Source organism: Lysinibacillus sp. NPDC093190, assembly GCF_050280425.1.
Taxonomy (GTDB): Bacteria; Bacillota; Bacilli; order Bacillales_A; family Planococcaceae; genus Lysinibacillus.
Genome location: NZ_JBNNVG010000055.1, coordinates 1 through 14,421, shown reverse-complemented (window position 1 = coordinate 14,421; position 14,421 = coordinate 1). Strand labels below are relative to the sequence as shown.

Below are 14,421 nucleotides of genomic sequence, written 5' to 3'. Positions count from 1 at the left end.
GGATACTTGGTCGCCTGAACAAATTGTCGGCCGCTTATATCAAGGACAGCTGAGTTTTAAAACCATCTATCGCTGGATTTACGATGGTCTTTTAGAAGTGCCTATAACCATTCTCCGTCAAAAAGGAAAGCGCCAAAAGCCCTGCGAAACAAGAGGAAGATTTAACATTGGCACACCAATTTCTAAACGCCCAAAAGAAGTACGTAAACGTGAAACCTTTGGACATTGGGAGTTAGATACAGTTGTATCTGGACGTGGGAAAGCAAAAGGTTGTGAAGCAACATTTATTGAGCGAATGACACGGTGGTATATTGGCTTTTTGATACCGGATCGCTCAGCTCAATCAATGGAAAGAGCAGTACGTCTACTTCATACCAAATTACCAAAAGGCACTATAAAAACAGCCACAACAGACCGAGGTAAAGAATTTAGCTGCTATAAAGTGTTAGAAAAAGACTTGAAAATCGATGTTTATTTTGCGGATGCCTATTCTTCTTGGCAACGCGGAAGTAACGAAAATGGAAATGGATTACTTCGCGAGTTCTTTCCTAAGCAAACAAATTTCGAAGAAGTATCACCAGAAAAACTAACAGAATCATTAAACTATATCAACAACCGACCAAGAAAATGTCTTGGTTGGAAAACTGCAAACGAGGCTTTTAATGAGCAATTGTTGCACTTAATTTGACAAATCATCATATACAAAAGAGTAATTATATTTATTAATGTTATTCCAGATAATGGCCCGATTGTGGAATAAGAAAAAAGCCTACATATCAACACAGGATTTTTAATCAAACTTTATTATAAAATGATCAATCTTTATTTTAAATTATCAAACTTTGTTTTATTATCAAGACCTAAATTGTAAAAAGTCATAAAAACTAAAGGAAGATACATATTAGTTATGTATAATATGTATCACCCTTATACTTCTTGCTCAGTAATCGCACCAGATTGCAGAATATCGTTGAATATTTAAAAACACTTTATTCCGCAAGCATTCATTAATCTTTACCAGTCAGTATCTGGGGAGAACGAAACTTAACTTCGTAGAATCTCATCGCTTTAGGCACACCTTTAATATCAAATATCCCGTTTACAATAAGCTCTCTAACTCTATATTCTATAAATCCATCACCTACAACCTGCAAAGAGTGACCAATGACCTCACCAATTAATCTAGCAGATTTGATAAAGTCATTATTTTTCCGTTCTTTATTAAGTTTTTCCATGGATTGAATAATAAAGTTATCTAAATAATCCTCCGATACAGAATGAATATGACCATTTTGCCATAATCGAAGCTTTTTATCACTTTCAGATAAAGTGAGCCATTCCTCCTCTAACTCCCTTCGCTGCACAAGTGTAATTTCTTTAGTTGAAGTCTCTTGATAGATGGCTGCTAATTTTTCCGGTATGATTTCGGCTACTTTAAGTGGATAGCCGTCTGTTCTCTTTTCTGAAAAAACAGTACTATATTCTTTAGTGGCATTAATCATTATGATTGGATTCGACTTTTCTTTTAATAAATAAAGAGCCAGTCGCACTCCCGTTTGTTCGTGACCATTATCCCCGTACCAAATGTTGATTGGAATATCATCTGGAATGGCATCAATTTGTGCACGAACTTTAGTAAACTTTTCTCTATAATCATCCATATATTCTTCATCTAGATTAATATGATAGAACAACCATTCTTTTCGGTTTTGCAAACCTTCTTCAGTATGTAATTGCCAAATAGGGCCCACTGAAAATGTATCGGAAATAGCAATAACCTTTTCACCTTCTACTGCGAGGACATCTCGTAGCGCAACTTTCAAAGTCCCACTACTAGAAGGATCGAAGACGATATGAACTTTACTTACTTGTTGATCTTCGTAATCTCTACGGGGATCGGTACGGTGTTCATACATCTCCCAATATCTTTTTTTCAAATTTATTATGTCTTTTATGAATTGTTTCTCTGGGTATTCCGTAGTTTCTAAGAAATCCAACCGTAATAAGACATTTCGCATGAAAGAGTAAATTTCTTCTTCTGTTAAAGATTGCAAGACTTTATCTGTATCCAATTTCATTATTTGAACTCTCCTCTTCGTTCTATTGATTTTCTGAATAAATGCCTGGTAAGCCCTGGTGACGTTTATTTATAATGCCTGCAAGTTGGCAGTGGATCGTCTAAATGCTTTATTACAAGTACAAACTCAAGCAGCATAATTTTTAAAAACGTAAGTTTTCTTCAAAGGAGCAGTCTAAACTCTTGGAACATATGATTTATGAAATTGATTCAAGTAGGTATAAAAATGTTTTAAGGAATAACAATATGTTTTTTGGGTATTAGGGCTTTTTCCTGTCTTATCTAAATACTTTATATATTTCATAACTGGCATTACAGGGAACCCCCCTTGATCCAGTAATATGTATCTCTTGTTGTTATTCTCTATGAGAACATCTTGTACCCTCATAGCACTTCACCCCTAAAAAATATTTAACGCTCGGTCTAAAGACCTCACTACGCCAACCGATGTGGGCTACATCTCCCACTAAAAACAAACATATGTTCCATTGTATTATATACATATTAAACGATATTAACAACATCTGATTAACAAATCTAATATATATAAGAAAAGAGGATATATGCTCTTATATTGAACATAATATCCTCTTATTAGTTTAGTCTATTTAATCTTAATGGGCTTTTTCTAACGCTAGCTTAATACCAAAGCCAATTAACACTGTACCTGTCAATCCTTCTATTACAGCCTTCGTCGTTGGCTTTTTCATAAATGTGCTGATTTTATCCAGCAAGTAAACATAAAATACAAACCAAAGTCCTGTTAGCGCAGTATAAATAAGCCCCATTATAAGAAACGGCATAAATGTACCGCTCTTGCCATCTACAAACTGAGGTAAAAATGTGAGGAAAAATACAGCCACCTTCGGATTGGTAACGTTCGTTAAGAAGCCTTGCTTAAAGCAAGATTGATTCGAATATTTGTGATCAATTTGAGTTTCATCTTGCACAACAGGAGACAGCGTACGTATTGCTCGTAAAGTCCATAAAGTTTTAACACCTAAATAGCATAAATAGACCGCTCCGACGTATTTTAAAATGGCAAATACATATGCTGACTTTACAATAATCGCAGAAAGTCCAACAACTGCTGCAAAAGTATGAATCAATAATCCACAGCACGAACCGAGTAAAGTCTGTAAGCCTCCCTTTCTGCTTATAGTAAGTGTATTTTTTGTTGCGATTGCCGTATCCGGGCCAGGCAAAATAATTAATAAAATGCACATTAATAAAAAGACAGATACATTCACCATTTTAATGCCCTCCTTTTTAGTCAGAAAATTATAAAAATAATTTTAACATATGTAAAGCTATTCAAAAAGACGTGATGAAAATTTATCCAAGGTATTTATAATTGACATATAACCTTAAGGTGTTATATATTCATAACACCTTAAGGTTATATTTTTGTAAAGGAGTTTATTTTAAATGACTGAAAAACTAGAGAATATTGTTAAAACCGTTACACTCAATGCACCAATTGAAAAAGTATGGGAAACAGTAACGGACGCTGAAAAGATTGCTTCTTGGCTTATGCCAAATGATTTTAAGGCAATTGAAGGTCATGAATTTACAATACAGTCACCGTTTGGCCCTTCACCATGTCGAGTAGAACAAATTAATGCTCCACATTTTGTTCGTTTTGCATGGGATACAGATGGCTGGTTTATCACTTTTGAACTGAAAGAAGTTGGTGAGCAAACAGAGTTCACGTTAACACATGGCGGCTGGAAAGAAGCTTCACATATCATTCCTAAAGCTAAAATGCCTACTGAAGCTGTTCGAAAAAATATGGATGGCGGCTGGACAATGATTGTCGGTCAAAAATTAAAAGCGGTTGTGGAATCACAATGACACAGCTTGCTGTAAAGTATGATGTTTTTCAAGCAATCGCTGATCCGACAAGACGTCATGTCCTACAGCTACTTGCCTCAAGTGATAAACCCATCTCACTTATTTCTGAAAATTTTTCTATAAGCCGAACTGCTGTCGTGAAGCATTTGAAAATTTTAGAACAGGCTGAGCTAGTTTCTGCTCAGAAAAAGGGAAGAGAAAAAATATACACATTACATGCTGACAAACTAAAAGAAATTGAAGACTGGTTACAGTACTTTGATTTATTTTGGGATAATAAATTGGCGCAACTTCAAAGTATTTTTGAAAATAATCAATAATGCCTCGGCATTATTGTTGCTGTCGCCTCGCTTTCACACAGATAAATTGCCACAGGACGTGGCGTTCTTAGACTGAGTTCCTATATTTCAGTGGGTGTTTGGACAACCGCTGAAAGAAGTTAAAATGGCAAGGAGCTGTCCCTACTATTAGGACAGCTCCTCGTTTAATAAAGATAAAATAATCCACCATTAATAATTTCTATTTTAATTTTCGTATCGTATTGTTCCTCTAATGCCTTCTTTTCGATGTCATAGCATTCTGGCTTGTCTTCTTCTTCATAAAAATAATCGAGTACTCGCTGATCACGTTGCCATCGTTTTTTTGCTTCAGTAGCCCATGAATGGTCATCTCGTTCAATGATCTTTTCAATAGTAGCATTTAATCTTTCAAGTGCTCTAAGAGGCTTAATGATATATTGTACATGAAAAGCATTGTCCGCTAGAACAGTGTCAAATTCAGATGTACATATCGTCTCGTGAAAATCCTCTTTTATTATCCCAGTTAGCAAGTTTATGCCAAATGAATAAAGCATTTCTTTCGTTCGGTCGCAACAATACGACACTTTAAAATTAACACCAAGCCAAGGAGTAAGGATAACCTGCCCTATTGCGTTATCCACCTTTTCAAAAAGCTGAACATAAGCCCCTAACTCCCTTGTTGCTTGAAAAAGCTGGTTCATTCTCGGAGAACCAAAATGAATAGCTTCGCCATAAAGGCTCCCAGCTGATACTGTTTGATTTGTAATGAAAGTTACTTGAGCTGGATTTGCCTCACTGTTTGTAGCTTCTACATATTGCCAATAAAAAGGTCGATTCATTATTCTTTTATCGATATCAACGGTTAATTGTACAGTAAGATAATGATGGTCTTCTCCTAATATAGGGCAATCATTTTCATTAAAAAATTGGCGTAAATAACTATGAACTTGCTGTGGATACATGGTCCTTCTCCCTTACACTATACAGATTCTTTAAAGTTAGATAGAATCGCATCTAAGTCGCCTACTACCTTTTCGAAAACATCAATTTTCGTATGAAGTAATGCTAATATGTTCTCTTCAATCGTATTGGCAATAGCCAGATTATAAATATGAACATCATGCTCTTGCCCTAATCGATGTACACGACCAATCCGTTGCTCTAGCTTCATAGGGTTCCAAGGCAAATCATAGTTAATGACATGATGACAAAATTGAAGGTTAATCCCCTCACCACCTGCCTCTGTTGCGATTAGAACCTGTGCCCTTTCTTTAAAAAGATGCTTCATATAATCACGTTTGCTTTTATTGAATTTACCGTTGAACAGGACACTCGTTATACCGTTAGAATGTAAATACCATTGCAAATAAATTTGAGTAGCTCTATACTCTGTAAAAATAATCACTTTATCCTTGGCCTGTTCGATTATTTCAAGTGCCTTTTTCGCCTTTGAATTCACTTCTAAGGCCATTAACTTTGCTAGTATTTCTTCAATTTCTTGTGATTGTGCATTGTCTTCAATCATTTTAGATAATGTTAAAGCTGTTGCTTCTTTGCTACTACACATTTCCTTCTGCAATGTAATCATTGAAAAAGAGGCTGTATTTTGCAGCGTTCCGAGCAGATTATAAACTTCCTCTTCTTCCTTTGTAAATTGGATAGGAACAATTTGAACACGGCGATTTGTCCATTCTATACCCGTGTCCTCTCTCCTATTCCTCACCATCACCTGGTTCACTAATTCCTTTAAATAATCATCATGCTCTAAATCATGCTTACTTGCCGAGAATGCAGATTGAAATGTATCATAATTGCCAAGATGACCAGGCTTAAGTAAAGAAATAAGATAAAATAATTCAAAGACATCGTTTTGAATCGGTGTTGCCGTTAATAATAAACAAAACTTTTTCTTTAAACCTTGTACGAATTCATAAATTTGGGTTTTATGATTTTTTAGTTTATGAGCCTCATCGATAATGATCATGTCGTAATCCTGCTCATAAATGCGCTCTTTATGAGGACTCTTCTTTGCCGTATCCAGACTCATAATAAGGACATCGTAGCGCTCTATCGGAACATTTTTTTTATAAGCTATTGCCGGAATGTGAAACTTTATATTTAATTCTTCAACCCACTGATTAATAAGAGATGCTGGAGCTAATATTAACGCTCTTTTTACGAGTCCTCGAATCAGATATTCCTTTAAAATTAAACCTGCTTCAATTGTTTTACCAAGACCTACCTCATCAGCTAAAATCGCTTTACCATTCATACGTTCAATCACTGTTTCTGCTGCTTCCAACTGGTGCTTAAACGGCTTTAAATTTGGTAAATACTTTGTCGCCTGTAAACCTGTGAAATCAGTAATTAACTTCATTTTCACAATGTCATAATTCATCTTGTACAATGTCCAACTATCCCATTTTTCAAGTGAATTTAGTTTATTGATAAAGCCTTCTTCCCATTCGGACGACCTTTCTATTTTCATGATCATCACCTCATGCCATTATTTCTAAAGTTTAGGTTGTCCAAAAAAGAGAAAGCTATGTTAAGGTTTTAAGAAGAATAACTAAAAAGTAAACTATGCTCCGGCAAAGCGAGTAGTTGATTTCCGTTCAGGCTGGGCGCTTTCCTGAGGGCGTCGGGGCAACAGATGCTTTTTGTGCGAAAGCGTAGTATTAACGTAGCGACAGTAACATGATGTTGATCACGAAGGCTTATCACAGGACATGATGTTTTAGCCTTCGTTCCCCTACCCGCTACGCTCCAGGGTCTCATCTGTGACGCTGATCCCCGAGGAGTCACACAGCCTCCACTCCAATCAACCATTCTACATAGTATTATCTTCTGGCATGCTCTCCAATTAATTTAAAGCTTGCAAAAATGAGTGGGTGATGAACCTGTTCCTTTTTAAAAAACACAGCTAAAGTAAAAAAACATATACCCTACTCTGCTTATACTCGAAGTTCATAACTAGGACTTACCCCAATTCTTTGTCAAATAAATATGCTAACTTTCTGCACTCTATGTTGTATCTAATACCGTATTATTTTTTGCAAAGTTCTTTTATGTATACTCCATGATTACCGCGCCTGCAATATTCGTTACTATGCAAATCCAATCCCTTTTAAGCAAAATCAATTATGCCTCGGCATAATCGCGTCCGGAATCGGCTTTGTGTTTAGGCCTGCAGGAGGGCCGACACGATGTCGGTCATTTCGGTAATGCCACAGGACGTGGCGTTCTTAGACTGAGTTCCTCTATTTCAGCGGATGTTTGTACATCCGCTGAAAAGTAACTTAAGTCCGCATTCATCTCACCACTTATAGAGGTGGAGACTTCTGTAACTGGCCGTTTCACTTACGTTACATAAAACATCTGTACCTGTCGCTACGCTTTCGGTACAAAAGACATTTGCCGAAAGAAGTTAAAGCACCTCAATATTCACAAAGATTTCCTTGAACCATTTTATTTTTCAACACTAAAAACACCTGATGAACTTTTTCCAACAGGTGCTGCTTAATTCATATGTTTGCGAAAATGAGTAGGTGATAAACCTGTCTCTTTTTTAAAAACACGGCTAAAGTAAAAATAATCCATATACCCTACTCTTTCGGCAATTTCTTTAATGCTTAAACTCGAGGTTCTTAATAAAAGCTTGGATTTTTGAATACGCAAATCGGTTAAATATGCAGTAGGACTTACTCCAATTCTTTTTTCAAATATATAGGTTAACTTTCTGCGCTCTATATTGAATTGGCTAGCAATATCTAATACCGTAATGTTTTTTGCAAAGTTCTCTTGCATATACTCCATGATTACCGATATATTTTCTTTTTTATATTGGTAATCCATCATTTTAACTAATAAAATAATTTCCTCTAAAATATTCAAAAATAACGCTTTCGATTGAAGAAATGATAAGTTACTTCGGATAAGGTAATTTTGTATTAACTGCTGTAACATATTCATCAACTTCATATTATCCTCTACTTCAATAACAAAATGACTATTGTATAGAGGGTATTCAGCTATTGATTCATCTGGTAGCTTAAAATGAATAACCGCGTAGTTAAATTTTGTGTTATTCGCAACAATACGCTGTATATTTAAATTAGGACCAACATGAATAATTTTACCTTTATCTAATACGTAATATGTTCCGTCAATAAGAATTTTCGCTGTACCTGTTACCGGAAATATTAAACCACCTGCGTCTCGCATCGTGTTATAGCTAATTAATAGAGTTTCAGAAGTAATTTTCTCTGTAATCACATCAACAAATGTTAATGGGGCCATTGTATATAAATCAATTACATCTTGCATATCCATTGTTGTTATACCCTTTTTCAATGCTTATAATTTAAAGTTTTATCTATTCGCTTTCACTGTAAAATTCCCTTTAAAAGCTTACGATTACGCTGTTTGAAAATTTCATTATGTGAAGACACAATACCACCGTCTGATGCGTCTGGTTGAATATACTTCTTCGCACTATTAACCGCATGAAGGGCATCGTGGAAAGTGGCTGCTATTAGATGAATTTTACCTTCATGGTGCAAAATATCTCCAGCTGCATAAAGTCCAGGTATTGAAGATGCACTATGAACTGTTCCAGCAATAAAATAATCTTTTATCCGTTCTATTGCTAGCGGGCTATTATCCAACAGTTCTTTATCTCGTAAATAGCCATGACTAATGACAACTTCATCTACAGGAATTTCTATTGTGTTTCCTGTTTCATGATTTAATAAAGCAACAGCTTTAATCATTCCTTCTTGATCGTCTGCAATAAGCTTAGTAATTTCAGAATTAAAGTGACATTCAATCGTGCTATTTAATAGTTCTGTTATTTGAGCCTCGTGCGCAGATAACGCTTCTTTTCGATACGTTAAATATACTTTTGATGCAATTTCCGTTAATTCTAACGCCCAGTCTACTGCTGTATTCCCGCCTCCAGAAATAATGACCGCTTTATCCTTAAATTTCTCATAAGATTTAATGGTATAATTTAAATTGGACACTTCAAAGCGCTCTGCACCCTCAATCTCAATTTTTTGCGGATTTAAGATGCCACCACCGATAGCAACAATCACCGTTTTTGAATAATGAATATTTCCAGATTCAGCTGTAATAACGAAATGTCCTTCCTCATTTTTGGCAATAGAAATAACCTTTTCATTTGTGTAAATAGAAGGATTGAAGGTCAAGGCTTGTTCAATTAATTGGTCAATTAACTGTCCTCCTGTAATTGGTGTTAAACCACCAATATCCCAAATCATTTTTTCTGGATAGACATGGATTTTTCCGCCAAGCTGTGGCTGTGATTCAATAAGTTTTGTTTTCATCTCACGTAGACCACTATAAAAACTGGAATATAAACCTGCTGGTCCTCCACCAATTATTGTTACATCAAATAGTTCTTTTTCTACCAATGCTTACACACCTTTCATTTTGTTACTAACCACTTCCACAATAGAATTGAGCTGAACTAGAACCATCAAGCATCACTATTATCTTCTTTAATCTCATTATACGATAATGATAATCATTATCAAATAAAATGATAGCAAAATATTTTTTTTGAGTACATGTAATTATCCGTTTATTTTTTTGTGTTATTTTGTACATGTATAGTAAAAAATCTAAATCTATTCATTCTACAGAATCCTAATTTTCTTCTATATCTAAGCAGTAGAACCTTCTTTCGTATATTTTGAAAGGAAAATAGTTTTAAGTGAGTCTTTTTATTCGCCTCCTTTTTTCATACAATTAAAGAAGTGTTTCTTGCGAAGAATTACGATTTTATCAGAAGGTTATTGTTAATCTACAGAGCCTTACTATTGAGGAGGTCACTATGAATATTCTTGAAGCATTATCAACGTCAATGCCTTACATTCATTTAGCTATGAAGGGCGAGGCCATGATGGCAGTAGTAGAAAAAGAGAGTGAGAGCATTATTACTTATTTACCTGGGAAACGGATAGATGCTGGTTATAAAAATGGACAAAAAGTTCACCCAGATGATGCAATTTTACATCTCCCACTTAAAGGCAAAAGTACTGATTCACCTGTCCCAAAAGAGGTTTATGGAGTAGATTTTAACGCATTTTCTTTTCCTGTTCGTGAAAATGGACATATCGTAGGCGCGCTAGCCTTTGGATTACCTATTGACCATTCTCTCCAAATGGAGAAATATATTCTTACTATGAATGATATTATCCAAAACCTACAGGATAAAGTACATACAATTGCCTCTCATTCGGAGGAGCTAGCTGCAACTAGTGAGGAAATTAATAAGCAAACACAATTCGCTTTAGAGGACGCTGAAAAAACAAATGGTATTACTGATTTAATAAAAAGTATTTCTCGTCAAACAAATCTACTTGGATTAAATGCATCGATTGAGGCAGCACGAGCAGGCCAGCATGGTGCCGGATTTAATATAGTAGCACAAGAAGTTCGCAAGCTTTCTACTGAAACAACGACTGCTACTGATAACATTGAATCCTCGCTTCGAAGCATCCATCATAATCTTGAAAGTTTACAGCAAAACATGACTCAAATAAATGGTGCCACAAACGAACAGGCACAACTCGTTCAGGACTTTAGTGAAATTATTGATGAGCTTAATACGCTTAGTATGGAAATGAAGGGTTTTATGTCTAACGTAATGAAATAAAGTCTTATATCAATGGAAAAATCCGCCCCGCTTTATGTGGTCAAATCAAGAACCACATAAGTCTGCGCGGATTTTTTGTTTCGAAATAAATATACCAGAATAATAAAATCAAACCCAAAAATTTCTAAAATATACGATATGATTACTTTTTGGTACACTATTGAAAAAAGCAAAAACGAGGTTGAAATGAAAAGGAAAATATTTATTTTACATGAGATTTATGGAGTTAACGATTTTATAGAAATGCAAGCTGGGGCACACAGTAACTCTAACACTACTGTTGAGTGCATTTCTTTATATTTAAATAGTAGAATATTTCCATACGAACAAGAACAGGTAGCCTATGAGTTTTTCATAAATGAAGTTGGCTTTGACACTCCTCTCGAAAAATTAACCGAAAAAATATTGGAAGCGAGGACACTTTATGATGAAGTGCTGTTAATCGGATTTAGTGTAGGCGCAACATTAGCTTGGAGACTATCAACACTCCCATTACATGGAATCGTTTGCGTTTATGGTTCACGTATCCGCCAATACCTGGATGTAATCCCCTCTTGTCCGACACTCGTTATTTTACCAAGTCATGAGAAAAGTTTTAATGTCCATGAATTAAAGGAAACACTCGATACATTACCATCTGTTCACACGAGACAATATCTAGGTCAGCATAGTTTTATGGACTTCAATCATTCAAACTATTGTTATGAAAGTTATTTACAAGCACAGGCTGAAATCTCACAATTTTTAGAAATTAAGAAGGTCAAGGAGGACTAAGTAATGAACCAAATTGAAAGCATAATTATTGACCCTTATATAGAAGGAGGAAATGTAATTTATCCAAACTTTCACCTATCTATGCAGCCTGGCATTATTATTGGCATCTATACGGATGTGTCAAAAATACATACATTAACACAATGGTTTACGAAGCAACGTAATACGTTTACACATTTTCGTGAAAATGCTTTGTATGAGCGACTGACAGTTCGAGAATATATCAATTTTTGCTTAAAGCTTTTCAATGCTTCTTCTGAAAAGATGGAGGATCTATTAAAATTATTCGCTTTAACGGAGCAAAAGAACACTAAAATAAGCAAGCTTTCAAATGGAGAAAAGCAACGTTTAAAACTGATTCATACATATCTCAATCAGGCACAGATACATGTTTTAGAAGAACCATTCCAAAACTTAGATGAGTTTTCCAAGCAAAAAGTCATTCAGCTATTGGATACCCTTCAAAAACAGAATAAAACAGTCATTTTACTATCTAACAATCTTGAGGATTTAATTATTTCGAGTACAGAAGTTCATAGACTGGATACATTAGGCTTACATGCATTAGATGTTAAAGAAGAGGAGACAGAAACAGCTTCCCCCTCTTTTGAAAATGCACCAATTCGACTTGATAAAATCCCTACAAAGAAAAACGATAAGATCATTTTATTTAATCCCCCTGAAATCGATTATATCGAAAGTGTTGAGGGTGTTGTTTCGCTATATGTTGTGGGTGAAGCCTATCCATGTACATTATCATTAAATGAGCTTGAGCAAAAATTGACACCGTTCGGCTTCTTTAGAAGTCATCGCTCTTATATTGTTAACTTACAAAAGGTACGGGAAATCATTACATGGACTCGCAATAGCTACAGCCTAGCCTTAAATAGCACTGAAAAGACCATAGTACCTTTGTCGAAAAATAAGCTCGCAGATTTAAAGGAAATACTCGGAATTTAGTAGATTTCCCAGGAAATAAACGACTCCTGTCAGCTGAAATATTTCTCCGCTAAAGGTCATTTTACTGCCTTTCACCTGTAATTTAATGTTGAGAGCCTTATTGTCCCTTATAGTTTAGATATCAACAACAACACAGGGAGGTTTTCAAATGAACGCAGTGATCGATGTTCAGCATTTGAAAAAAACATTTAATAAGGAAGCAGCATTACAGGATGTTTCCTTTACCATTCAAAAAGGAGAAATATTCGGCTTTCTTGGACCCAGCGGCTCCGGAAAAACTACTACTATTAAAATATTAACTGCACAAACTGAAAAAACTGCTGGCGACGTTTTATTGTTTGGCCGCCCAGCAAATGAGATGAAACAAAGTAATAATCGTAAACGCTTCGGTATTTTAACAGATAATAGCGGACTATATACGCGACTTTCAATCGAGGAAAATTTATTACTATACAGTAACTTATATCAATTACCTAAATCAGCCGTAAAAGAGGCGTTGGATTTTGTTAACTTATACGCTGATCGTAAAAAGAAAATTAGTCAGCTCTCTAAAGGAATGATGCAACGTGTTACGCTGGCACGTGCCATCATGCATAAGCCAGAATTATTATTTTTAGATGAACCAACTTCTGCACTCGATCCTGTTAATACACAGCATATTTATAATGGCTTGCGTAAATTAAACGAGATGGGTACGACAATATTTTTAACAACACATGATATGAGTGAAGCCGAAATACTTTGTGATCGTGTAGCTTTCCTACATAAAGGTAAAATTCGAGCAATTGGTGCGCCAAAGGATTTGAAAAAAGAGTTTGGCGATGAATCTATTACAGTTGAATTAAAAAATGGTGCTTGCGAAGTCATTCAAAATGGAGAACAGGATGCTGAAAAACTGTTTCAATGGATGCAATCTAACGAAGTTTCTCGCATTTATACAAACGAGCCAACACTAGGTAATATTTTTATGCAAATAACAGGGAGTGATTTAGTATGAACATTTCAATGACACGTATTCAGGCTATTTTAATGAAGGATTATAAGGAATTTTCACGTAACTATGCGGTATCCGTTATGGTACTTTTGCCACTTATTATGGCATTTTTCTTTAATAAAACAGGTGGAAATAATATCAACACCTATCTCCTTACGGTAAATATGGCATTTTCTATGGTGACTACCTACGTACAATGCTGTCTAATTGCAGAGGAGAAAGAAAAAAATACGCTTCGTAGTCTCATGCTTTCCCCTGCTTCACTTGGCGATATTTTAATAGGTAAAAGCTTGTTTGTCTTTATCCTTACAATGGTAATAGTAGCTTTGACTATTTTCATTGTTGGCTATAGCCCAGCTAATATTTTCATCTTAGCTATCGCTTTAATACTTTCGACTGTGTTCTATATTGCAATAGGAACATTATGTGGATTATTCGCTAAAACGGTTATGGAAGGGTCCCTTATCATTCTACCTGTTATCCTTATTTTCACGTTCGGCTCTTTTGCCCTAACATTATCGTCTGCCTTTCCTATTTTAAAAATTGCAGAATGGTTACCAAGCTCTCAATTAATACTATTAGCAGAGGCTTTAGAAGGCTCATACACAACAATGGACGTCATTATTCCAATGGCTACAATCATTGTTTGGTCACTAGTAACTTGGATTACAGCAGGATTTATTTATAAGACGGATTGTAATATTAAGTGCAACACCCAGAAGTCAATATAAAGGAAGCCCATAACGACCTCGTGTAGAATGTAGTTACCACACCAAATTCA

The 14,421-nt window shown here is 35.4% G+C and carries 14 protein-coding genes and 1 pseudogene; 8 read left to right on the top strand and 7 right to left on the bottom strand.

Annotated elements, in window-relative coordinates; genetic code table 11:
* The coding region (locus ACQKOF_RS24530; RefSeq protein ID WP_427562865.1) for an IS30 family transposase at positions 1-688 on the top strand (688 nt) is incomplete at its 5' end.
* A 319-nt stretch (positions 689-1,007) separates the two neighbouring features.
* On the opposite strand, the gene ACQKOF_RS24525 is transcribed toward ACQKOF_RS24530, so the two are convergent.
* The 3 genes and pseudogenes from ACQKOF_RS24525 to ACQKOF_RS24515 all read right to left on the bottom strand — a co-directional run bounded on the left by ACQKOF_RS24525 (position 1,008) and on the right by ACQKOF_RS24515 (position 3,330).
* Positions 1,008-2,078 (bottom strand): DUF1835 domain-containing protein, encoded by a 1,071-nt coding sequence (locus ACQKOF_RS24525; RefSeq protein WP_427562862.1) that lies wholly within the window; start codon positions 2,076-2,078, stop codon positions 1,008-1,010.
* Between the two features lie 189 nt (positions 2,079-2,267).
* Positions 2,268-2,465, bottom strand: a pseudogene (locus tag ACQKOF_RS24520) (tyrosine-type recombinase/integrase); the annotation flags it as partial.
* Between the two features lie 226 nt (positions 2,466-2,691).
* Positions 2,692-3,330, bottom strand: a complete 639-nt coding sequence (locus ACQKOF_RS24515; RefSeq protein ID WP_427562859.1) for a LysE family translocator — start codon at positions 3,328-3,330, stop codon at positions 2,692-2,694.
* 175 nt (positions 3,331-3,505) lie between these two features.
* Here ACQKOF_RS24515 and ACQKOF_RS24510 point away from each other — a divergent pair, with 175 nt between their 5' ends.
* Positions 3,506-3,931, top strand: a complete 426-nt coding sequence (locus ACQKOF_RS24510; protein ID WP_370048991.1) for an SRPBCC family protein — start codon at positions 3,506-3,508, stop codon at positions 3,929-3,931.
* Complete coding sequence (locus ACQKOF_RS24505) at positions 3,928-4,251, top strand: ArsR/SmtB family transcription factor (RefSeq protein ID WP_427562855.1); 324 nt, start codon at positions 3,928-3,930, stop codon at positions 4,249-4,251. Before ACQKOF_RS24510 ends, ACQKOF_RS24505 begins: the two co-directional genes overlap by 4 nt.
* Before the next feature lie 164 nt (positions 4,252-4,415).
* On the opposite strand, the gene ACQKOF_RS24500 is transcribed toward ACQKOF_RS24505, so the two are convergent.
* The 4 genes from ACQKOF_RS24500 to ACQKOF_RS24485 all read right to left on the bottom strand — a co-directional run bounded on the left by ACQKOF_RS24500 (position 4,416) and on the right by ACQKOF_RS24485 (position 9,665).
* On the bottom strand, positions 4,416-5,192 hold the full coding sequence (locus ACQKOF_RS24500; protein WP_427562852.1) for a YqhG family protein: 777 nt from the start codon (positions 5,190-5,192) through the stop codon (positions 4,416-4,418).
* Positions 5,193-5,209: 17 nt separating this feature from the next.
* Positions 5,210-6,724 (bottom strand): DEAD/DEAH box helicase, encoded by a 1,515-nt coding sequence (locus tag ACQKOF_RS24495; RefSeq protein ID WP_427562849.1) that lies wholly within the window; start codon positions 6,722-6,724, stop codon positions 5,210-5,212.
* 1,025 nt (positions 6,725-7,749) lie between these two features.
* Positions 7,750-8,562: a helix-turn-helix domain-containing protein gene (locus tag ACQKOF_RS24490; RefSeq protein WP_427562846.1), complete on the bottom strand. Its 813-nt coding sequence runs from the start codon at positions 8,560-8,562 to the stop codon at positions 7,750-7,752.
* Between the two features lie 53 nt (positions 8,563-8,615).
* Positions 8,616-9,665 carry an NAD(P)/FAD-dependent oxidoreductase gene (locus ACQKOF_RS24485; protein WP_427562843.1) on the bottom strand — a complete coding sequence of 350 codons (1,050 nt, stop codon included), beginning with the start codon at positions 9,663-9,665 and terminating at the stop codon, positions 8,616-8,618.
* A gap of 422 nt (positions 9,666-10,087) precedes the next feature.
* Here ACQKOF_RS24485 and ACQKOF_RS24480 point away from each other — a divergent pair, with 422 nt between their 5' ends.
* The 5 genes from ACQKOF_RS24480 (at position 10,088) to ACQKOF_RS24460 (ending at position 14,371) form a co-directional block, all read left to right on the top strand.
* On the top strand, positions 10,088-10,912 hold the full coding sequence (locus ACQKOF_RS24480) for a methyl-accepting chemotaxis protein (RefSeq protein ID WP_427562840.1): 825 nt from the start codon (positions 10,088-10,090) through the stop codon (positions 10,910-10,912).
* A 186-nt stretch (positions 10,913-11,098) separates the two neighbouring features.
* Positions 11,099-11,686, top strand: a complete 588-nt coding sequence (locus ACQKOF_RS24475; protein WP_427562837.1) for a dienelactone hydrolase family protein — start codon at positions 11,099-11,101, stop codon at positions 11,684-11,686.
* A gap of 3 nt (positions 11,687-11,689) precedes the next feature.
* On the top strand, positions 11,690-12,646 hold the full coding sequence (locus tag ACQKOF_RS24470) for a LytTR family transcriptional regulator DNA-binding domain-containing protein (protein WP_427562834.1): 957 nt from the start codon (positions 11,690-11,692) through the stop codon (positions 12,644-12,646).
* Positions 12,647-12,794: 148 nt separating this feature from the next.
* The gene (locus ACQKOF_RS24465; protein WP_427562831.1) at positions 12,795-13,643 is read left to right on the top strand and encodes an ABC transporter ATP-binding protein; all 849 of its coding nucleotides are present in this window, start codon (positions 12,795-12,797) and stop codon (positions 13,641-13,643) included.
* Positions 13,640-14,371: an ABC transporter permease gene (locus ACQKOF_RS24460; RefSeq protein ID WP_427562828.1), complete on the top strand. Its 732-nt coding sequence runs from the start codon at positions 13,640-13,642 to the stop codon at positions 14,369-14,371. The genes ACQKOF_RS24465 and ACQKOF_RS24460 overlap by 4 nt, the downstream gene beginning before the upstream one ends.
* The last annotated feature ends 50 nt before the right edge of the window (positions 14,372-14,421 follow it).